Origin of the sequence: Marilutibacter maris, assembly GCF_003233695.1 — a bacterium.
Taxonomy (GTDB): Bacteria; Pseudomonadota; Gammaproteobacteria; order Xanthomonadales; family Xanthomonadaceae; genus Marilutibacter; species Marilutibacter maris.
On the sequence record NZ_CP029843.1, the window covers coordinates 1,210,850 to 1,233,196 of the forward strand.

The 22,347-nt window shown below is 67.6% G+C and carries 5 protein-coding genes; 1 reads left to right on the forward strand and 4 read right to left on the reverse strand.

The window, feature by feature from the left end; genetic code table 11:
- Positions 1 to 29: 29 nt before the first annotated feature.
- The 4 genes from C9I47_RS05435 to C9I47_RS05450 all read right to left on the reverse strand — a co-directional run bounded on the left by C9I47_RS05435 (position 30) and on the right by C9I47_RS05450 (position 8,096).
- On the reverse strand, positions 30 to 887 hold the full coding sequence (locus tag C9I47_RS05435) for an HpcH/HpaI aldolase/citrate lyase family protein (RefSeq protein ID WP_111265849.1): 858 nt from the start codon (positions 885 to 887) through the stop codon (positions 30 to 32).
- A gap of 176 nt (positions 888 to 1,063) precedes the next feature.
- Positions 1,064 to 4,396 (reverse strand): serine/threonine-protein kinase, encoded by a 3,333-nt coding sequence (locus C9I47_RS05440; protein ID WP_190238613.1) that lies wholly within the window; start codon positions 4,394 to 4,396, stop codon positions 1,064 to 1,066.
- Between the two features lie 19 nt (positions 4,397 to 4,415).
- The gene (locus C9I47_RS05445) at positions 4,416 to 7,421 is read right to left on the reverse strand and encodes a serine/threonine-protein kinase (RefSeq protein ID WP_111265851.1); all 3,006 of its coding nucleotides are present in this window, start codon (positions 7,419 to 7,421) and stop codon (positions 4,416 to 4,418) included.
- Positions 7,422 to 7,454: 33 nt separating this feature from the next.
- The gene (locus C9I47_RS05450) at positions 7,455 to 8,096 is read right to left on the reverse strand and encodes an ECF-type sigma factor (RefSeq protein WP_111265852.1); all 642 of its coding nucleotides are present in this window, start codon (positions 8,094 to 8,096) and stop codon (positions 7,455 to 7,457) included.
- Positions 8,097 to 8,656: 560 nt separating this feature from the next.
- Between C9I47_RS05450 and C9I47_RS05455 the strand changes: the two genes are divergently transcribed.
- Positions 8,657 to 22,345, forward strand: coding sequence for a DUF7507 domain-containing protein (locus tag C9I47_RS05455; protein ID WP_111265853.1), 13,689 nt, complete (start codon positions 8,657 to 8,659; stop codon positions 22,343 to 22,345).
- Positions 22,346 to 22,347 lie beyond the last annotated feature (2 nt).

Genomic DNA, 22,347 nt, shown 5'->3' on the forward strand with positions numbered 1-22,347 from the left:
GGCGCGGCGATGCTGGAACGGAGAGGGGCTCATGCCGCGGAATCGCCCGCCGCCGCCAGCAGGGCCTGGGCGCGTCGGAGAAACGGTGGGTCGATCATGTGTCCGTCCACCTGGAAGGCGCCATGTCCGGCGCTGGAGGCGTTCCGTGCGGCGGCCACGACCCGCCGCGCATGCTCGATTTCGGCGGGCGTGATCGTGAACACCTCGTGGCACCATGCGATCTGGCGCGGATGAATGCAACTCTTGCCGATATAGCCCAGTTCGCGTGCAAGCCGGGCTTCGGCACGGAACCCGGCTTCGTCGGCGATCGCGGGAAAAGCGCCATCGCAGGCGAACGCGCCGTTCTCGGCGGCGGCCATCCGTACCTGGAACAGCACCGCATGCACGTTGGCGGCGCTGCGCGCGATGCCGGCGGCCTCGAACAGATCTCCGAGTCCGACCTGCAGTCCGGCCACGCGCGGGTGGGCGGCGGCGATGGCGGCGGCGTGGCGCAGGGCGCGCGGCGACTCGATGTTCACCAGCAACCCGGCGGTGCGGGCCAGGCCCCGCTGCGACTCCAGCGCCTCCAGTCGGGCGACGGCGTCGCGAAGTGCGGGCGCCGATTCGATCTTGGGCAGGTTGATCAGATCGGCGCCGGCGTCCAGACAGGCCGCCAGGTCCGCATCGAAGTGCGTCGAATCCGGTGCATTGGTGCGCACGATGGCCAGCTTGCCGCGGTCGCCGTGCGTGCGTGCGGACAGAAATCCGGCCACCTGCGTCCGCGCCACGGCCTTCGACTCGGCGGGCACCGAGTCCTCGAGGTCGAACGATATCGCGTCCGCCGCGGAGGCATAGGCCTTGGCGAACAACTCGGGTCGGGCACCCGGTACGAACAACTTGCTGCGCATGCACCCTCCTGGAAGACAGGAGTGTGGCGCCTCGTTCCGTGCACAAGAACATGCTCAAGCCATCTTCTGGCGCAACATTTGCTTGCGCCCCGGGAGCCGCTCGGTGCCGGCCGGGTGTCGTCCGCAACCGCGCTGCGCCGCATGCGATGCGGGCCGCGACGGGGCATGCGCAGGGCTCAGCCCGATGCGGCCGTCAGGGGCGGCCGGTCCTGCGAGCAGGAACGGGCCCGCTCATTGACCGCCTGGTTCTCGGATACCGAGATCCACAGCGAATCGGTGTCGTCGGTCATCTGTCCCTGGTTGCGCAGGTTGTTGAGATAGCTCGTGATCGTCAGGGTCACCGGATCGGTTTCGCCGAGCGTGGCATGCCCGAACTCGATGCCTTCGCGCAGCAGTGCGTCGGCGCGGCCCGGGTCGCAGGTCTCGAACGCGTACAGGGCGCGGTACACGAATGACTGGATGATCAGGCGCGAGAGCATCTGCGCGTGGCTCGACAGCGCCTGGGCAGGGTGGTCGATGTAGTCGCGATGCTCGTGGATGATCTCGGCAAAACGCTTGTCCGCATCCTCGCGCCTTCCCCGCAGATAGAGCAGCCGGGCTCCGAGCTGGTCGAACATCTGCAGCCTGGTGTTGTCGGGGTCGCCTCGGGGCGCGACCGAGGCGATGACCTCGCGCTTGCCTTCCTCGATGAGCGGAGCCACGTAGGCGAGCTTGCTCCTGTCGCCTTCGTTGACGATGGTCTTGAGCAGGTGAAGGCGATCGGTCGGGGCGGGGATGCCGGCCTTGCGCTTCCCTTCTATCGTCTGCCAAAGCAGCTCGATGGCCTCTTCGACATCCTCGGGGCGTCGCTCGTCGCCTTGCAGGCGGGTCAGGGCGCCGCCAACGGTCCCCTTCGCGTTCAATGTCCAGACCGCATCGTCGCCCAGTGTGCGCTGCAGGATCCGCAGCGCCTCGCGCGACATCTCGATACTCTCGCGGCTGTTGCGGGAGATCGTCCAGGCAGACGATGCGAGTGCCGATGCGTAGTTGGGATCCTCGGCGCCGTAGCTGGTGCGGATCAGCTCCAAAGCCTCGCGGACCTTGTCCGAGTCGATTCTGGGGTAATGGGACCAGGCGACGTATAGGGCCGCCAATGCGGTCTTGGGGTGCGATGGCCCCAGGCTGGCCTCACGACTCTCCTGCAGTTCGACCGCGCGTTCATAGGTCTCGGGAGAGATGCTGTTGCCGAGGTTGATGACCAGGTACGCGAGTGCGTCGTCCGCCAGGACCCTGTTCTTCGGCCTGGCCAGCGCAATCGCCTTCTCGATGTCCGCCCGGGCAGGCTCGTAGCGCCAGAGCTGCTGCAGGAACCCGGCGCGTACGAGCAGCAGTTCGGCGGTCAGCTCCTCGTTGTCGCCGGGCAGCGTCCCGACCTGTTGCAGCAGGTCGTTGATCGTGATCACGGCGTCTTCGGTGTCTCCCATGCTCCATTGGGCCTTGGCGAGCTCGGCGCCGAACGTCAGCTTCATCCGCTGCCCCTGCTCGTCCTCGCGGGCCTCGAGTTCATCGAGTTTCGAGCGGGCGAGCGCCGCGGCATCGTTGCTCTGCCCATGGTTGTTGAGCATCGATATCCGCGTGGCTGCGATGAAGCCGTCCTTGTCGGGAAGGTCTCCCATCGTGCGGTGCGCCTCGTCGGACAGCTCGACGGCATGGCGGTACTTGCCGAGCAGGGCATGGCTTCGGGCCAGCGTCGCCAGCCCGCGCGCGAGCGCCGCCGGGTGTTCGGACAGCGGCAGTTGCCGCAGTTCGCGCTCGGTCCGTTCGAGCAGCTCGCTGGAGGAGAAGGGCGTGCTGCCCAGCCCGGACAGGGTCGCGGTGCCCAGGGTCGAGGCGAACAGCCGGTTGACCAGCATGGTGGCATTGGCCTCGCGCACCGCCGCGTTGTGCTGCTGCCATGCGATGCCCAGGCCAGCGGCCAACGCGCCGAACATCAGGGCCGCTACCGCAACCACCAACAGGTTGCGGCGCAGGAACTTTCCGAGTCGATAGAGGCCTTCGTCTTCCCGGATCGATATCGGCAGCCGTGAGCGCCAGCGGCGAAGATCGGTGGCGAACTCGTTGACACTGGCGTAGCGGTCCTGCGGTTGGGTCGCGACCGTCTTGAGCATGATCGTCGACAGGTCGCCGGAGAGCGCGCCGCGCAGCGCGGCAAGCGTGCGAAGGCCGCGTGCCACCGCGGTCGATTCCGGCACGTCGTCGAGCAGGGCCGGCATGGGCAGCGGTTCCGACAGCCGCGCAAGCGGAGCGATCGAGCGCACGCCGTGCAGCGGGGTCGGCCATTGTCCGCACAGCAGGCGATAGCCGAGCACGCCCAGCGAGTACAGATCGGAGGTCGGCCCGTTGCTGCCGCGGCCGTGGGCTTCCGGTGCGCAGTAGTCCGGGGACAGCGCCAGGCAGGGTGGCTGATCGGCCTCATGGAGGCTGAAGGTCGAAGCGATGCCGAAGTCCACCACCTGCACGCGGCCCTCGGGGGTGACCAGCAGGTTGGAGGGCTTGATGTCCCGATGCAGAATGCCCTGGGCGTGGGCATGGGCCAGCGCTTCGCAGGCCTGGAGCAGCAGGCCGACGCGTTCGGACAGGCCGGCCCGGCGCTCGTCGCACCAGGCATCGATCGGGATGCCGTCGACGAAGCGCATCGCGAACCAGGGATGTCCACCATCGTCGACGCCGCCGTCCAGGAGTGGGGCGATGCCCGGGTGGTCGAGTTGTGCGAGCAGGTTGCGCTCGTCGCAGAGCGCGGCGGCCAGCTCCGGAGACACCATCTCGGCGCGGATGCACTTGAGGGCGACACGCTGCTGGTACTGCGCGTCGTCGCGATGGGCTTCGTAGACGGTGCCCATGCCGCCATTGGCGATCCGGCGCCGGATGCGCCATGCGCCGAGGCGGGTGCCGATACGCGGGTCGGGAGCATCATCGTCAACCGGGACATCGCGTGTTGCCGGTTGCCTGCTGGCAACGACGGCGGCGGCGGGCTTGTCCAGCACGCTGCGCCGGTCCGACGCATCGGATTCCAGCAGGACATGCAGGGCCTTGTGCAGCGCAGGGTCGCGAGTCGCGAGTTCGGCGAGCGCGCGTTTGCGCCTGGCTGGCGACCACTCGACATACTCGTCGAACAGGGCGAGCGCACGGGCGGCCAGTCCGCTCATCCCGGTATCGCCATCTTCCCTGTCCGGGGACCAAGGTGCGGGTTGTTCCGGCATGTCGTCGAATGCATTGGATACGTCGCCAACGTGGGGCGCGGGAAAAGCGTGCACGGCCGGTTGCGACAGCCCGGACGCCGGCTCCGGGAAATCGAAGGACATCGTGTCCATCGCGCCCGCGGGTGAGCTGGCGAACCGCCCGGGACAGCCACCCGGCATCCGCGCCCCGGCGCTTGCCGATATCCCCGCATGCACGGATATGCGACGGGGCGGCCGTGTGCAGGGGGGCGTGGCCGGGCCAGTTCCGCGATATCCGAACGTGATCGGCACTGCATCGGCATGTCCCGTCCTAGTGGCTTTCGGAGCTGGCGAAGGCGGCATTGCCGCAGGCCGCGGCACGCTCGTTGACCGCCTGGTTCTCGGAGACGGATATCCACAGGGCACCGGTATCGTCGACCATGAGCCCGTGATCGTTCATGTTGTCGAGATAGCTCTTGATCGTCCGGGTGGCGTTGTCCTCATCGCCCAGGGTGCTCTGGCTGAAGGCATATCCTTGTTGCAGGAAGCCCTTGGCGAGGTCGGGGTGGCAGCTTTCGAACGCGTACAGGGCCCGGTAGAGGAGCGACTGAGTAATCATGAGGGATGTGGTCTGCGCCTGGCTGGGAACCGCTCGCGTCGGATGCTCGAGCAGGTCGCGGTACTTTTCTATGATGGCGGCGAACAGGGCATCGGCCTTCTCGCGCTCGCCAGCCAGGTATCGCAGACGGGCGCCGAGCTGGTCGAATATCTGCAGTCGCAGGCTGTCCTCGCCATCCTGATCGCCGGTCGATTCCAGTGTTTCCTGTCTGCCCCGCTCAATCAGGGCGTCAACCTGCGACAGCTTCGACGTGTCGCCCTCGTTCACCATCGTCTTGAGCAGGAGCTGGCGTTCGATAGGCGCTGGAATGCCGGCGTTCTGTTTTGCCTGGATGGTTTCCCACAACAGACGGATGGCCTCCTCGATATCCTCTGGATGGCGTTCGTCCCTGTCGAGGGCGATCAGTGAGTTGGCGAGATTCGCTTTCGCGATCATCGTCCATGCCGCTTTGTCGCCAAGGACGCGCTGTTGGATCGAAAGCGACTGGCGCCCCAATTCGATGCTCTCGCGGCGGTCGTGGGCAACCGCCCATGCGGACGAGCTGAGCGCGTCTGCGTACTGGGGATTGTCGTCTCCATAGGCAACGCGGATCTGCTCCAGGGCCTGTCTCACCGAGTCCGCATCGACTCTGGGGTACTGGGTCCAGGCAGCGTAGATGGTGGCCTTTGCTGTCTGTGGGTGAGACGCTCCCAGGCTCGCCTGACGGCGCTGTTTGAGTTCCATCGCGTACTTGTGGGTGTCGGGGTCGTACTGGCTGCCGAGTATCGCTACAAGAAGCTCCAGGGCATTGTCCGAGAGCACGGGGTTGAGCGGCCTTGCAAGTGACATCGCCTTTCTGGCATCGGCTTCCGCCCCCGGATAGCGCCACATCTGACTCAACAGGTCGGACCGTGCTATCAGAAGCTCGGCGATCTGCTCATCGTGTCCGGGCGGCAGTGCCGAAGCCTGTTCCACCAGTCCGTTGATGGTCTCGATGGCGTCCGTGGTCTGACCCAGGCCCCATTGCGCCTTGGCCAGCTCGGTACCGAAGGTCAGTCGCATCAACAGTCCCTGTTCGTCGTCTTCACCTTCGATTTCGCGGAGCCTATCACGGGCAAGCTTGGCTGCTTCCGCGTTGTCGCCATGATTGTTGAGCATCGATATCCGTGTGGCCGAAATGAAGCCATCTTTGTCGGGAAGGTCTCCCATCGTGCGGTGTGCTTCGTCGGCCAGCTCGGCGGCATGGCGGTACTTGCCGAGCAGGGCATGGCTGCGGGCCAGCGTCGCCAGCCCGCGCGCGAGCGCCGCCGGGTGTTCGGACAGTGGCAGTTGTCGCAGTTCGCGCTCGGTCCGTTCGAGCAGCTCGCTGGAGGAGAAGGGCGTGCTGCCCAGTCCGGACAGGGTCGCGGTGCCAAGGGTCGAGGCGAACAGCTGGTTGACCAGCATGGTGGCATTGGCCTCGCGCACCGCCGCGTTGTGCTGCTGCCATGCAATACCGACGCCGGCAGTCAACGCGCCAAGCATCAGTGTCGTTACCGCTACCACCAACAGGTTGCGGCGCAGGAACTTCCCGAGTCGGTAGAGGCCTTCGTCTTCCCGGATCGATATCGGCAGCCGTGAGCGCCATCGGCGAAGATCGGCGGCGAATTCGTTGACGCTGGCATAGCGCTCCTGTGGCTTGCTCGCCACTGCCTTGAGCATGATCGCCGACAGGTCGCCGGAGAGCGTGCGGCGCAGCGCGGCACGCGTGCGCAGGCCACGAGCCGATGCGGTCGATTCCGGCACGTCGTCGAGCAGGGCCGGCATGGGCAGCGGTTCCGACAGCTGGGCGAGCGGGGCGATCGAACGCACGCCGTGCAGCGGGGTCGGCCATTGTCCGCACAGCAAGCGATAGCCGAGCACGCCCAGCGAGTACAGGTCCGAGCCCGGCCCATTGGTGCCGCGATCGTGGGCTTCCGGTGCGCAGTAGTCCGCGGACAGCGCCAGGCAGGGCTGCGGGTCGGTCTCGTGGAGGCTGAAGGTCGAGGCGATGCCGAAGTCCACCATCTGCACGCGGCCTTCGGGGGTGACCAGCAGGTTCGACGGCTTGATGTCCTGGTGCAGGATGCCCTGGGCGTGGGCATGGGCCAGGGCCTCGCAGGCCTGGAGCAGTAGACTGACGCGTTCGGATATGCCGATTCGGCGCTCGTCGCACCAGGTATCGATCGGGATGCCGTCGACGAAGCGCATCGCGAACCAGGGATGCCCGCCATCATCCACTCCACCGTCCAGGAGGGTGGCGATGCCGGGATGGTCGAGCCGTGCGAGCAGGTTGCGCTCGTCGCGAAGTGCATCGACGAGTGCCGGAGATATCAGCTCGGCGCGGATGCACTTGAGGGCGACGCGTTGCCGGTACTGCGCGTCGTCGCGATGGGCTTCGTAGACGGTGCCCATGCCGCCATTGGCGATCAGACGCCGGACGCGCCATGCACCGAGGCGGGTGCCGATACGCGGGTCGGGAGCATCATCGTCCCGGCCGTCTCGTGTGGCCGACTGCTGTTTGTTGGCAACGACGTTGGCCGCGGGTTTGTCCAGCACGCTGCGCCGGTCCGACGCATCGGATTCCAGCAGGGCGCTCAGGGCCTTGTGCAGGGCCGGGTCGCGGGTGGCGAGTTCGGCGAGCGCGCGTTTGCGCCTGGCCGGCGACCACTCGACATACTCGTCGAACAGGGCGAGCGCACGGGCGGCCAGTCCGCTCATTTCTGCTCCGTCGCGGCCCCCGTGCGGAGGGCACTACAGTGCAGGTTGTTCCGGTATGTCGCCGAATGCATCGGACGCGCCGCCTATGTAGGCCGCGAGAAAAGCGCGTGCTTTGCGCCAGTCACGGCGGATGGTCCTGTCGGTCAGGTCGAGCACCTCACCGATCTCGATATCGTTCATTCCGGCGAAGTAGCGCATCTCCACCAGTTGCGCCAGGCGTGGGTCGATCGCGGCCAGGGCCTCGATCGCGCGACCGACTTCCACCAGTTGCTCGAGTTCCGGGTCGAACGACGGTTCGCTGATCGAGTCCAGTTCGCTGGTGCTGGCGGCGTCTTCGCGCTTGAGTGCCTGCAGTCTGCGAGCCTCGTCCAGCAGGGCATAGCGCATCGCCTTGGAGAGTACCGCGATCATGTGCTGGCGGTTCTTCAGTCCCAGCTTTCCCTGATCCAGTCGCAACCAGGTGCGGTTGATCAGCGACGTGGGTGAGCGATCGCCGCGCTTCCATACCCGCCGGATCTGGATCTGGGCGGCGCGATGCAGTTCCCCATAGAGCAATGAGTAGACCCGGTCCCAGGCGTCACTGTGGCCGTTCTCGGCCGCCACTATCAGCTGGGTCACCGATTCCATCGTGTCCTGACCGAAATCGAAGTCGGCTTGGGAGTCGAAGTCTTTCACCTGTTCAGCGTCGGTCCTGTCAGAAGGGATGCGTGTTTCCGGTAGCGGGTGGTGCGCGAACGCATACGCGTTTCCTCACCGATACACCAAAAGTAGCAGCCTGTCGATCACGGGCCGAAATAACGTTTTCGAATCTATTTCAGATGCAACGTCCGCGGGCGCTGCACGCATCGGGCCCCGCGCGTCCCCTGTCCAGCGGCGGTCTCTGGTTCCGTACCCCCGCGAATGTCCGCCGTTTGTTTCGGACGGCGATAGATAGTGTGACGAAGTACTCGCTATGGCGCGCGCCTTCCACTCGGCCGCAACGCCTGTTGCTTTGGGTATCCCTGTGAGCAAGAGAACGCGGCGTCTTCGTCACAGCGGTCAATGACTTGCAGGACGCGGGTACCCGAATGCGGCGCCGAGAGTAACGCGACGTGCGCCCTGGGGCTGGGGACAGGTGTCCTGATCGCGAACTGGAGCTTTTCTTTCCAGGGAAATCCTGGAGAGCGGGCAAATGGCGGGAATTTTTAACCGGAAGTTGGGACGCAACGTCAGGACAGGGGGAAGCAGTGCAATCAATGAACCTCACCAAGGCGAAGATCGACGTGAGCATGGGCCGTCGCGTTCGCCTGTTCATGTCCTTGTTGATTCTTGCTTTTGTGCTCTCCCCGGCGGCCCTTGCGCAGACCGCAAGCAATACCGCGACGGTGGCGCCGCCCAATGGGGTGACGGATCCGAACTGCAATGTCGCCGATCCGCCCTGCAACAGCGCTACCGATACCGATGTCGTGGAGCACGGCATCGCCCTGACCAAGGTCTGGGTCAACGCCCTGGCCAACGACGCGGTGGACCTGACGATTGGTGGAGGCAACGGCGCGACCGGCGGCTCGTCCGTGGCCGGCGGTGCCACCACCGATGCTGCTGCTACAGCTGCTGGCGGCGCCACCATCACCCTTGGAGAGGCCTATACCGTCGGCAATGCCGCCAACTACGCGGTGACGCTGGCATGCGTCCGCACCGCCGACGGCACGGCAGTGACGGTTTCCGGTAGCGGCCTGAGCGGCACCATCACCATGCCCGCCGACAGCGGGGTGACCTGTACATTTACCAATTCGCGCATTGCCCAGCCGTTGAACCTGGCCAAGGTCTGGGCGGCAGGCAGCACCGCTGGGCATACCGCGACCGCGACGACGACCGGCGGCACCAACAACGCCACGTTCAGTTCGACCGCAGCAACCAACACGACCGGCGCCGTGGTGACGGTGTATGCCGGTGATGTGGTGACCCTGCCGGACGAGACGTTCGGTGGCGGTGCCACTGCAGCCAGCTATACCGCGGTCGTGGAATGTTCGGGCGGCAGCACTCTTGCCAGTGGTGCGACCGGCCGCACGCTGACGATCAGCGACAGCACCACGGCGACCACCTGTACCTACACCAACACCCCGGTGCCGGCGACGCTGACCCTGGCCAAGACGGTGGTGAACGACGATGGCGGCACCGCAGTCGACACCGATTTCACCCTGAGCGCGACCGGTCCGACCACGATCAGTGGCGTCGAGGGCGATGCGTCGATCACCGCCGCGATGGTCGATGCCGGCACCTACACGCTGTCGGAGACCAATCTGGCCGGCTACACCGCCGGCGCGTGGACCTGCGATGCCGGCACGCTGTCGGGCGACCAGCTGACCCTGGCCAATGGCGAGACGGCGACCTGCACGATCACCAACGACGACCAGGCGGCGACGCTGACCCTGGCCAAGACGGTGGTGAATGACGATGGCGGTACCGCGGTCGACACCGACTTCACCCTGAGCGCGACCGGTCCGACCACGATCAGTGGCGTCGATGGCGATGCCACGATCACCGCGGCGGCCGTCGACGCCGGCACCTACACGCTTTCGGAGGTCAATCTGGCCGGCTACGCGGCCGGTGCATGGACCTGCGACGCCGGCACGCTGTCGGGCGACCAGCTGACCCTGGCCAATGGCGAGACGGCGACCTGCACGATCACCAACGACGACCAGGCGGCGACGCTGACCCTGGCCAAGACGGTGGTGAATGACGATGGCGGTACCGCGGTCGACACCGACTTCACCCTGAGCGCGACCGGTCCGACCACGATCAGTGGCGTCGATGGCGATGCCACGATCACCGCGGCGATGGTCGATGCCGGCACCTACACGCTGTCGGAGACCAATCTAGCCGGCTACACCGCCGGCACCTGGAGCTGCGACGCCGGCACGCTGTCGGGCGACCAGCTGACCCTGGCCAATGGCGAGACGGCGACCTGCACGATCACCAACGACGACCAGGCGGCCATGCTGACCCTGGAGAAAGTCGTCGACAACACCGGTGGTGGCACCGCGGTCGATACCGACTGGACTCTGAGCGCCACCGGCCCGACCCCGATCAGCGGTGTCGAGGGCGACGGCACGGTCACCGCGGCGACGGTCGATGCCGGTACCTACACGCTGAGCGAGGCCGGCGCTCCCGCCGACTACCTGGCGGCTGCCGCGTGGGTCTGTTCGGGCGCGACCGTCAATGGTGGCAACCAGATCACCCTGGCCAACGGCGAAACCGCGACCTGCAGCATTACCAATACGTTCCAGGCGGCGCCGGCGTTCACGCTGACCAAGACGGCCGGCACCCCGACCGATGTGAACGGTTCGGGCCTGACCGATGAGGGCGACACCATCGCCTACACGTTCACGGTGGAGAACACGGGCAATGTGCCGCTGCAGAACGTGGTGGTGACCGATCCGCTGCTGCCGGGCCTGGTGTGCACGTTCGCGAGCCTGCCGGTTGGTGATGTCCAGAGCTGCGGCCCGGAGGTCTATACGGTGCAGGCCGGCGACGAAGGCGCCGACCTGATCAACACCGCGACCTTGGACGGCGAGGACCCGGACGGCAATGCGCTGCCGCCGGATACCGACAGCACGACCACGCCGATCGACGCCCCGGCGCCGGCGCTGCTGCTGGCCAAGACCGCGTCGCCGACCTCGGTGGCGGCGGCCGGCGAGACGGTGACCTACAGCTTCGATGTCGAGAACACTGGCAACGTCACCATCGACAACCTGACGATCACCGAGACCGCGTTCAGCGGTACCGGGACGCCGCCGGCGATCACCTGTCCGGTGACCACACTGGCGCCGGGCGCGACCACCGTCTGCACGGGCACCTATACGGTGACCCAGGCCGACATCGATGCCGGTTCGGTGACCAATACCGCGACCGCGGACGGTACCGATCCGGACGGCGATGCCACCACCAGCCCGCCGGACAGTGTGACGGTGACTGCCGACCAGACCCCGGCGTTGACCATCGCCAAGGTAGCCGATACGGCGACCTATGCCGCGGTTGGTGACGTGATCACCTACACCTACACGATCACCAACGCCGGCAATGTGACCCTGGCCGGCCCGTTCACGGTGAACGACGACATCCTGGGGACGCTGACCGACTGTGCGACCGGTCCGCTGGCGCCGACGGAGACGACGACCTGCACGGCGATGCATTCGGTGGACCAGGATGACCTGGACGCCGGCACGATCACCAACACCGCGACCGCGACCGACGGCACCACCACCAGCCCGCCGGACAGCGTGACGGTGACTGCCGACCAGACCCCGGCGTTGACCATCGCCAAGGAGGCCGATACGGCGACCTATGCCGCGGTTGGTGACGTGATCACCTACACCTACACGATCACCAACGCCGGCAACGTGACCATGGCCGGCCCGTTCACGGTGAACGACGACATCCTGGGGACGCTGACCGACTGTGCGACCGGTCCGCTGGCGCCGGGAGCCAGCACGACCTGCACAGCGATGCATTTGGTGGATCAGGACGACCTGGACGCCGGCACGATCACCAACACCGCGACCGCAACCGACGGCACCACCACCAGCCCGCCGGACAGCGTGACGGTGACTGCCGACCAGACCCCGGCGCTGACCATCGACAAGGCGGCCGATACGGCGACCTATACCGCGGTTGGTGACGTGATCACCTACACCTACACGATCACCAACGCCGGCAATGTGACCCTGGCCGGCCCGTTCACGGTGAACGACGACATCCTGGGGACGCTGACCGACTGTGCGACCGGTCCGCTGGCGCCGGGCGCCAGCACGACCTGCACGGCGATGCATTCGGTGGATCAGGACGACCTGGACGCCGGCACGATCACCAACACCGCGACCGCAACCGACGGCACCACCACCAGCCCGCCGGACAGCGTGACGGTGACCGCCGACCAGACCCCGGAGTTGACCCTGACCAAGACCGCGTCGCCGACCTCGGTGGCGGCGGCCAGCGAGACGGTGACCTACAGCTTCGATGTCACCAACACCGGCAACGTCACCATCGACAACCTGGTGATCACCGAGACCGCGTTCAGCGGTACCGGGACGCCGCCGGTGATCACCTGTCCGGTGACCACGTTGGCACCGGGCGCGACGACGGTCTGCACGGGCACCTATGTGGTGACCCAGGCCGATATCGATGCCGGTTCGGTGACCAATACCGCGACCGCCAACGGCACCGACCCGACCGGTACCCCGACCACCAGTCCGCCGGACAGCGCGACGGTGACGGCGACGCTGGCCCCGGCGCTGACCCTGGCCAAGTCGGCCAGCCCGACCACGGTGGCCGCGGCCGGCGAGACGGTGACCTACAGCTTCGACGTGCAGAACACCGGCAACGTCACCATCGACAATCTGACGATCACCGAGACCGCGTTCAGCGGAACGGGCACCGCGCCGGCGATCACCTGTCCGGTGACCACGTTGGCACCGGGCGAGACCACCATCTGCACGGGCAGCTATGTGGTGACCCAGGCCGATATCGATGCCGGTTCGGTGACCAATACCGCGACCGCCGACGGCACCGATCCGACCGGAGGCACCACCACCAGTCCGCCGGACAGCGCGACGGTGACGGCCACGCCGACCCCGGCGCTGGACGTCGTCAAGACCGCTGGCACCCCGACCGGTAACACGGCCGGCGACACGATCACCTACACCTTCACGGTGACCAACACCGGCAATGTGACGGTGGACGGCATCGCGATCGACGACGCCCAGCTGGATGCGGCGGCGACCTGTGACGCGACCACGCTGGCCCCGGGCGCGGTGGCGACCTGTACCGGCGTGCATACGATCACCCAGGCCGAGGTCGATGCGGGAATGGTGGACAACACCGCCACCGCGACCGGCAATGATCCGACCGGCACCCCGGTGGTGAGCCCGCCGGACAGCACCAGCACGCCGATCGCTTCGGCTCCGGCGCTGGACGTCGTCAAGACCGCCGGCACCCCGACCGGTAACACGGCCGGCGACACGATCACCTACACCTTCACGGTGACCAACACCGGCAATGTGACGGTGGATGGCATCGCGATCGACGACGCCCAGCTGGATGCGGCAGCGACCTGCGACGTGACTACGCTGGCCCCGGGCGCGGTGGCGACCTGCAGCGGCGTGCATACGATCACCCAGGCCGAGGTCGATGCGGGAACGGTGGACAACACCGCCACCGCGACCGGCGATGATCCGACCGGCACCCCGGTGGTTAGCCCGCCGGACAGCACCAGCACGCCGATCGCTTCGACGCCGGCGCTGGACGTCGCCAAGACCGCTGGCACCCCGACCGGTAACACGGCCGGCGACACGATCACCTACACCTTCACGGTGACCAACACCGGCAATGTGACGGTGGACGGCATCGCGATCGACGACGCCCAGCTGGATGCGGCGGCGACCTGCGACGTGACCACGCTGGCCCCGGGCGCGGTGGCGACCTGCAGCGGCGTGCATACGATCACCCAGGCCGAGGTCGATGCGGGAACGGTGGACAACACCGCCACCGCGACCGGCGATGATCCGACCGGCACCCCGGTGGTTAGCCCGCCGGACAGCACCAGCACGCCGATCGTTTCGGCCCCGGCGCTGACCCTGACCAAGACCGTGTCGCCGACGACGGTGGCCGCGGCCGGTGAGACGGTGACCTACAGCTTCGATGTCGAGAACACCGGCAACGTCACCATCGACAACCTGACGATCACCGAGACCGCGTTCAGCGGAACGGGTGCCGAGCCGGCGATCACCTGTCCGGTGACCACGCTGGCGCCGGGCGAGACGACCGTCTGCACGGGCACCTACACGGTGACCCAGGCCGACATCGATGCGGGTTCGGTGACCAACACCGCGACCGCGGATGGCACCGATCCGAGCGGCACACCGACCACCAGTCCGCCGGACAGCGCGACTGTCACGGCGACGCCGACTCCGGCGCTGACCTTGGCCAAGTCGGCCAGCCCGACGACGGTGGCGGCGGCCGGCGAGACGGTGACCTACAGCTTCGATGTCGAGAACACCGGCAACGTCACCATCGATAATCTGACGATCACCGAGACCGCGTTCAGCGGTACCGGGACGCCGCCGGCGATCACCTGTCCGGTGACCACGCTGGCACCGGGCGAGACCACCGTCTGCACGGGCACCTATGTGGCGACCCAGGCCGACATCGATGCCGGTTCGGTGACCAACACCGCGACCGCGGATGGCGCCGATCCGAGCGGCACACCGACCACCAGTCCGCCGGACAGCGCGACGGTCACGGCGACACCTGCTCCGGCGCTGACGCTGGCCAAGTCGGCCAGCCCGACGACGGTGGCCGCGGCCGGTGAGACGGTGACCTACAGCTTCGATGTCGAGAACACCGGCAACGTCACCATCGATAACCTGACGATCACCGAGACTGCGTTCAGCGGCACGGGCACCGCGCCGGTCGTGACCTGTCCGGTGACCACGCTGGCACCGGGTGAGACCACCGTCTGCACGGGCAGCTATACGGTGACCCAGGCCGACATCGATGCCGGTTCGATCAGCAATACCGCCACGGCCGACGGCACCGATCCGACCGGAGGCACCACCACCAGTCCGCCGGACAGCGCGACGGTGACGGCTACGCCGACCCCGGCGCTGGACGTCGTCAAGACCGCTGGCACCCCGACCGGTAACACGGCCGGTGACACGATCACCTACACCTTCACGGTGACCAACACCGGCAATGTGACGGTGGACGGCATCGCGATCGACGACGCCCAGCTGGATGCGGCAGCGACCTGCGACGTGACCACGCTGGCTCCGGGCGCGGTGGCGACCTGTACCGGCGTGCATACGATCACCCAGGCCGAGGTCGATGCCGGAACGGTGGACAACACCGCCACCGCGACCGGCGATGATCCGACCGGCACCCCGGTGGTCAGCCCGCCGGACAGCACCAGCACGCCGATCGCTTCGGCGCCGGCGCTGGACGTCGTCAAGACCGCTGGCACCCCGACCGGTAACACGGCCGGCGACACGATCACCTACACCTTCACGGTGACCAACACCGGCAATGTGACGGTGGACGGCATCGCGATCGACGACGCCCAGCTGGATGCGGCGGCGACCTGCGACGTGACCACGCTGGCCCCGGGCGCGGTGGCGACCTGCAGCGGCGTGCATACGATCACCCAGGCCGAGGTCGATGCGGGAACGGTGGACAACACCGCCACCGCGACCGGCGATGATCCGACCGGCACCCCGGTGGTGAGCCCGCCGGACAGCACCAGCACGCCGATCGTTTCGGCCCCGGCGCTGACCCTGACCAAGACCGTGTCGCCGACGACGGTGGCCGCGGCCGGTGAGACGGTGACCTACAGCTTCGATGTCGAGAACACCGGCAACGTCACCATCGACAACCTGACGATCACCGAGACCGCGTTCAGCGGAACGGGTGCCGAGCCGGCGATCACCTGTCCGGTGACCACACTGGCGCCGGGCGAGACGACGGTCTGCACGGGCAGCTATGTGGTGACCCAGTCCGACATCGATGCCGGTTCGGTGACCAACACCGCGACCGCGGACGGCACCGATCCGAGCGGCACACCGACCACCAGTCCGCCGGACAGCGCGACGGTGACGGCCACGCCGACCCCGGCGTTGACCCTGACCAAGACCGCGTCGCCGACCTCGGTGGCGGCGGCCGGCGAGACGGTGACCTACAGCTTCGACGTGCAGAACACCGGCAACGTCACCATCGATAGCCTGACGATCACCGAGACCGCATTCAGCGGTACCGGGACACCGCCGGCGATCACCTGTCCGGTGACCACACTGGCGCCGGGCGCGACGACGGTCTGCACGGGCACCTATGCGGTGACCCAGGCCGACATCGATGCCGGTTCGATCAGCAATACCGCCACGGCCGACGGCACCGATCCGACCGGAGGCACCACTACCAGTCCGCCGGACAGCGCGACGGTGACGGCCACGCCGACCCCGGCGTTGACCCTGACCAAGACCGCGTCGCCGACGACGGTAGCGGCGGCCGGCGAGACGGTGACCTACAGCTTTGATGTCACCAACAGCGGTAACGTGACGATCGACAACCTGACGATCACCGAGACCGCGTTCAGCGGTACCGGGACGCCGCCGGCGATCACCTGTCCGGTGACCACACTGGCACCTGGCGCGACGACGGTCTGCACGGGCACCTATGTGGTGACCCAGGCCGACATCGACGCCGGTTCGGTGACCAACACCGCGACCGCAGACGGCACCGATCCGACCGGAGGCACCACCACCAGTCCGCCGGACAGCGCGACTGTCACGGCGACACCTGCTCCGGCGCTGACGCTGGCCAAGTCGGCCAGCCCGACGATGGTGGCGGCGACCGGCGAGACGGTGACCTACAGCTTCGATGTCACCAACAGCGGTAACGTGACGATCGACAACCTGACGATCACCGAGACCGCGTTCAGCGGTGCCGGGACGCCGCCGGCGATCACCTGTCCGGTGACCACACTGGCGCCGGGCGAGACGACGGTCTGCACGGGCACCTACACGGTGACCCAGGCCGATATCGATGCCGGTTCGGTGACCAACACCGCGACCGCGGACGGCACCGATCCGAGCGGCACACCGACCACCAGCCCGCCGGACAGCGCGACGGTGACGGCGACGCCGACCCCGGCGTTGACCCTGACCAAGACCGCGTCGCCGACCTCGGTGGCCGCGGCCGGCGAGACGGTGACCTACAGCTTCGATGTCGAGAACACCGGCAACGTCACCATCGACAACCTGGTGATCACCGAGACCGCGTTCAGCGGTACCGGGACGCCGCCGGTGATCACCTGTCCGGTGACCACGTTGGCACCGGGCGCGACGACGGTCTGCACGGGCACCTATGTGGTGACCCAGGCCGATATCGATGCCGGTTCGGTGACCAATACCGCGACCGCCAACGGCACCGACCCGACCGGTACCCCGACCACCAGTCCGCCGGACAGCGCGACGGTGACGGCGACGCCGACTCCAGCACTGGCGATCGCCAAGACCGCTGGCACCCCGACCGGTAACACGGCCGGCGACACGATCACCTACACCTTCACGGTGACCAACACCGGCAATGTGACGGTAGACGGCATCGCGATCGACGACGCCCAGCTGGATGCGGCGGCGACCTGCGACGTGACCACGCTGGCCCCGGGCGCGGTGGCGACCTGTACCGGCGTGCATACGATCACCCAGGCCGAGGTCGATGCGGGAATGGTGGACAACACCGCCACCGCGACCGGCAATGATCCGACCGGCACCCCGGTGGTGAGCCCGCCGGACAGCACCAGCACGCCGATCGCTTCGACCCCGGCGCTGGACATCGTCAAGACCGCTGGCACCCCGACCGGTAACACGGCCGGCGACACGATCACCTACACCTTCACGGTGACCAACACCGGCAATGTGACGGTGGATGGCATCGCGATCGACGACGCCCAGCTGGATGCGGCAGCGACCTGCGACGTGACTACGCTGGCCCCGGGCGCGGTGGCGACCTGTATCGGCGTGCATACGATCACCCAGGCCGAGGTCGATGCGGGAACGGTGGACAACACCGCCACCGCGACCGGCGATGATCCGACCGGCACCCCGGTGGTTAGCCCGCCGGACAGCACCAGCACGCCGATCGCTTCGGCCCCGGCGCTGACCCTGACCAAGACCGTGTCGCCGACGACGGTGGCGGCGACCGGCGAGACGGTGACCTACAGCTTCGATGTCACCAACAGCGGTAACGTGACGATCGACAACCTGACGATCACCGAGACCGCGTTCAGCGGTACCGGGACGCCGCCGGCGATCACCTGTCCGGTGACCACCTTGGCACCGGGCGAGACCACCGTCTGCACGGGCAGCTATGTGGTGACCCAGGCCGATATCGATGCCGGCACGGTGACCAACACCGCGACCGCAGACGGCACCGATCCGACCGGAGGCACCACCACCAGTCCGCCGGACAGCGCGACTGTCACGGCGACACCTGCTCCGGCGCTGACGCTGGCCAAGTCGGCCAGCCCGACGACGGTGGCCGCGGCCGGTGAGACGGTGACCTACAGCTTCGATGTCGAGAACACCGGCAACGTCACCATCGACAACCTGACGATCACCGAGACCGCGTTCAGCGGTACCGGGACCGCGCCGGTCGTCACCTGTCCGGTGACCACGCTGGCGCCGGGCGAGACCACCGTCTGCACGGGCACCTACACGGTGACCCAGGCCGACATCGATGCCGGTTCGGTGACCAACACCGCGACCGCGGACGGCACCGACCCGACCGGAGGCACCACCACCAGTCCGCCGGACAGCGCGACGGTGACGGTGGACGCGCAGCCGGCCCAGACCCTGCTGAAGGAACTGACCGGCAATGCCGACGAGGACGGCAGTGGGACGGTGAGCGTGAACGACACGCTGACCTACACGGTGACGGTGACCAATACCGGCAACACGACGTTGACCGACGTGGTGGTGAACGACAGCCGGATCACGCCGAACACGATCACCTGCGCCACGGTGGCGCCGGGAGCGACCTGCGTGCTGTCGGGCACCTATGTGGTGATCCAGGCGGACGCCGATGCGGGCAACATCAGCAATACCGCGACCTCGACCAGCCCGGTGTGTCCGGTCGGCAGCACCGACGCGGCGTGCACGACGACGATCGTGACCCCGGTGCCGCAGACGCCTGCCCTGACCCTGGTCAAGGCGGCGACGCCGACGACGGTGGCGGTGGCCGGTGAGACGGTGACCTATACCTTCGATGTCGAGAACACCGGCAACGTCACCATCGATAATCTGACGATCACCGAGACCGCGTTCAGCGGTACCGGGACGCCGCCGGCGATCACCTGTCCGGTGACCACGCTGGCGCCGGGCGCGACGACGGTCTGCACGGGCAGCTATGTGGTGACCCAGGCCGATATCGATGCCGGTTCGATCAGCAATACCGCGACCGTCGACGGCACCGACCCGACCGGTACCCCGACCACCAGTCCGCCGGACAGCGCGACGGTGACGGCGACGCCGCCGGTGATCAGCACCGCCAAGGCCTCCGATCCGGCCACCGGCACGACGGTGAATCCGGGCGACACGATCACCTACATACTGACCACCACCGTCGCCAACGCGGCGCTGGCGGCGGACTACACGCTGACGGATACCCTGTCGGGCGACCAGACGTTCGGGTCGGTGACCGATGCGGGCGCGTACACCTGCACGGCGGGCAATCCGCTGGCGTGCACGCTGCCTGCCGGTACCGCGCCGGGCACGTATGAGGTGACCTACACGGCGACGGTGGACGCCGATGCCTCGGGTACGGTCGGCAATAGCGTGGCCGGCAACGGCGGCGGCGATCCGGACCCGGAGTGCACGACCTGCACGACCGGGCACCCGGTGGCGCTGCCGGTGATCAGCACGGTGAAGAGCTCCGACCCGGCGACCGGATCGATGATCCAGCCCGGCCAGACGGTGACCTACACCCTGACCACCACGGTCGAGACCGCGGCGCTGATGATGGACTACGTCCTGAGCGACACCCTCAGCGGCGACCAGACCTTCGGTGCGGTCACCAATGCCGGTGCGTTCGCCTGCAGCGGCAGCCAGCCGCTGGTGTGCACGCTGCCGGCCGGCACCGCGCCGGGCAGCTATGCGCTGAGCTACACCGCGACGATCGACATGGACGCCACCGGCGAGGTCGGCAACGTCGTGGTCGGAGACGGCGGCGGCGATCCGGATCCGGAGTGCGCGAACTGCGAGACTGCGCATCCGGTGGCATTGCCGGCGATCGCCACGAGCAAGGCCTCCGATCCGGAGACCGGCACGACCGTCAGCCTGGGCCAGACGATCACCTACACCCTGACCACGACGGTGGAGGATGCGCCGCTGACGGCCGCCTACACGCTGACCGACACCCTGTCGGGCGGGCAGACCTTCGGCGCGGTGACCGACGCCGGCGCGTTCGCCTGCAACGCGGCCTCTCCGCTGGTCTGCACCCTGCCGGCCGGTACCGCGCCCGGTGTCTACACGGTCAGCTACACCGCGACCGTGGATGCCGATGCCAGCGGTTCGATCGGCAACAACGTGACCGGCGACGGTGGCGGCGATCCGGATCCGGAATGCGAGACCTGTTCGACCGAGCACCGCGTGGAGCCGGCCCAGGTGCGCCTGACCAAGCAGGCCAACCCGCGCGACGTCAAGATCGGCGACCTGGTCCGCTACACCCTGGTGGCCGAGAACATCGGTCAGGTGGCAGTGGTCGACGCGACCCTGGTCGATACTCCGCCGGCCGGCTTCAGCTATGTCGATGGCTCGCTGCAGGTGGCCGATGACGACGGCGTCGGCCGCCTGGTCGGGACCTACCCGATCAGCGTCGACCAGATCGACATCGGTGTCGGCCAACGCGCGACCATCAGCTACCTGTTGCGGGTCGGTGCCGGCGTGCGCCCGGGCGTGCACACCAACACCGCCGAGGTGCGCGACGACGGCGAGCGGATCTCCAACATCGCCACCGCCGATGTGCAGATGGTCTCCGATCCGCTGGTCGACGACTCGCTGATCATGGGTACGGTGTTCGACGACCGCGACGAAGACGGTTGGCAGGACAGCGCCGCGATGGACGAGGTCCGGGTGCAGGGCGGTTTCGTGCCGGGCGCCTACGTGGCCGGCTCGACCACGCTGGATCGTGGCGACGGCCCGCGGCCCGAGCCCGACGCCAGTGCGCCGCTGCTGCATGGCATCGCGATCGGCGGGATCGACGGACGCCAGTCCGACGCCGATCCGGTCGAGGCGCACCGTGTGGTGGTCAGCCAGACCCTGAGTGCGCTCGAGTTCACCGACGACTTCGTGCTGACCACGAAGCAGGGCGTGAGCGTGCGGATGGATGCGGCCGGCAACACCACCGTCGACCGCAGCCAGGGCGATGCCGGCAAGGGCCTGACCGCGGCCGCGCCGACGGTCGAGCGCCGCGTCGCCCAGGCCGCCGACGGCTACCGCGTCGACTACGTGATCTCCAACGAGGGCGTGGACGAGCGCGGCATCCCGGGCGTGCGCATCGCTTCGGTGGAAGGCCTGTTGATGGAGACCGACCAGTTCGGCCGTTATCACGTGGTCGGCATCGACGGCGGCCGCTGGGAGCGCGGACGCAACTTCATCCTCAAGGTCGATCCGGCGACCCTGCCGCCGGGCAGCGTCTTCACCACCGACAACCCGCTGTTGCGGCGGATCACCCCGGGCCTGCCGGTGCGCTTCGACTTCGGCGTCAAGCTGCCCAACGGGGTGGTGGAGGGTGGCCGACAAGAGGTCGAGATGAAGATCGGCGAGGTGTTCTTCCGCGCCGGCAGCGCCGAGATCGACAGCCAGTACCTGCCCGCGATCGAGGAGATGGCGGACAAGGTTCACCAGTACGGCAAGGGCGAGGTGGACATCATCGCCGACGGCGACACCGAGCTGTTGGCCCTGGAGCGTGCGATCGCGGTGCGCCAGGCGCTGGAGGCCAAGCTCAGCGCCGAGGAGCTGCGCAATGTGCGCATCGGTGTCTACACCGAAGCGATCGGCTCGCAGACGATGGTGGTCGGGTTCCAGGATTGGCCATTGCTGGGCACGGTCCTGTTCGACACCGACAAGGCCACGATCAAGCCTCAGTACAAGCCGTTGCTGGAACGGGTGGCCAAGGTGATCGGCGAGATCGGAACGACCCGGATCGCCATCACCGGGCACACCGACCTGCGCGCATCGGATGAGTACAACCTGGACCTGGGCCTGCGTCGTGCGCGTGCGGTGCTCGACGAGGTCGCCGGAAAGCTGGATCCGGAGGTGAGGAAGAAGCTGCGCATCGAGGTTGAAGGGAGCACCCGGTCCCCTGTCAGCGGCAACGAAGTTCAGGGGGAGCAATGACC

What these genes read in the sequence shown, in the direction of transcription:
- C9I47_RS05455 (WP_111265853.1), top strand. Translation starts at nt 8,657, where the DNA reads ATGAACCTCACCAAGGCGAAGATCGACGTGAGCATGGGCCGTCGCGTT.
- C9I47_RS05445 (WP_111265851.1), bottom strand. Translation starts at nt 7,421, where the DNA reads ATGAGCGGACTGGCCGCCCGTGCGCTCGCCCTGTTCGACGAGTATGTC.
- C9I47_RS05435 (WP_111265849.1), bottom strand. Translation starts at nt 887, where the DNA reads ATGCGCAGCAAGTTGTTCGTACCGGGTGCCCGACCCGAGTTGTTCGCC.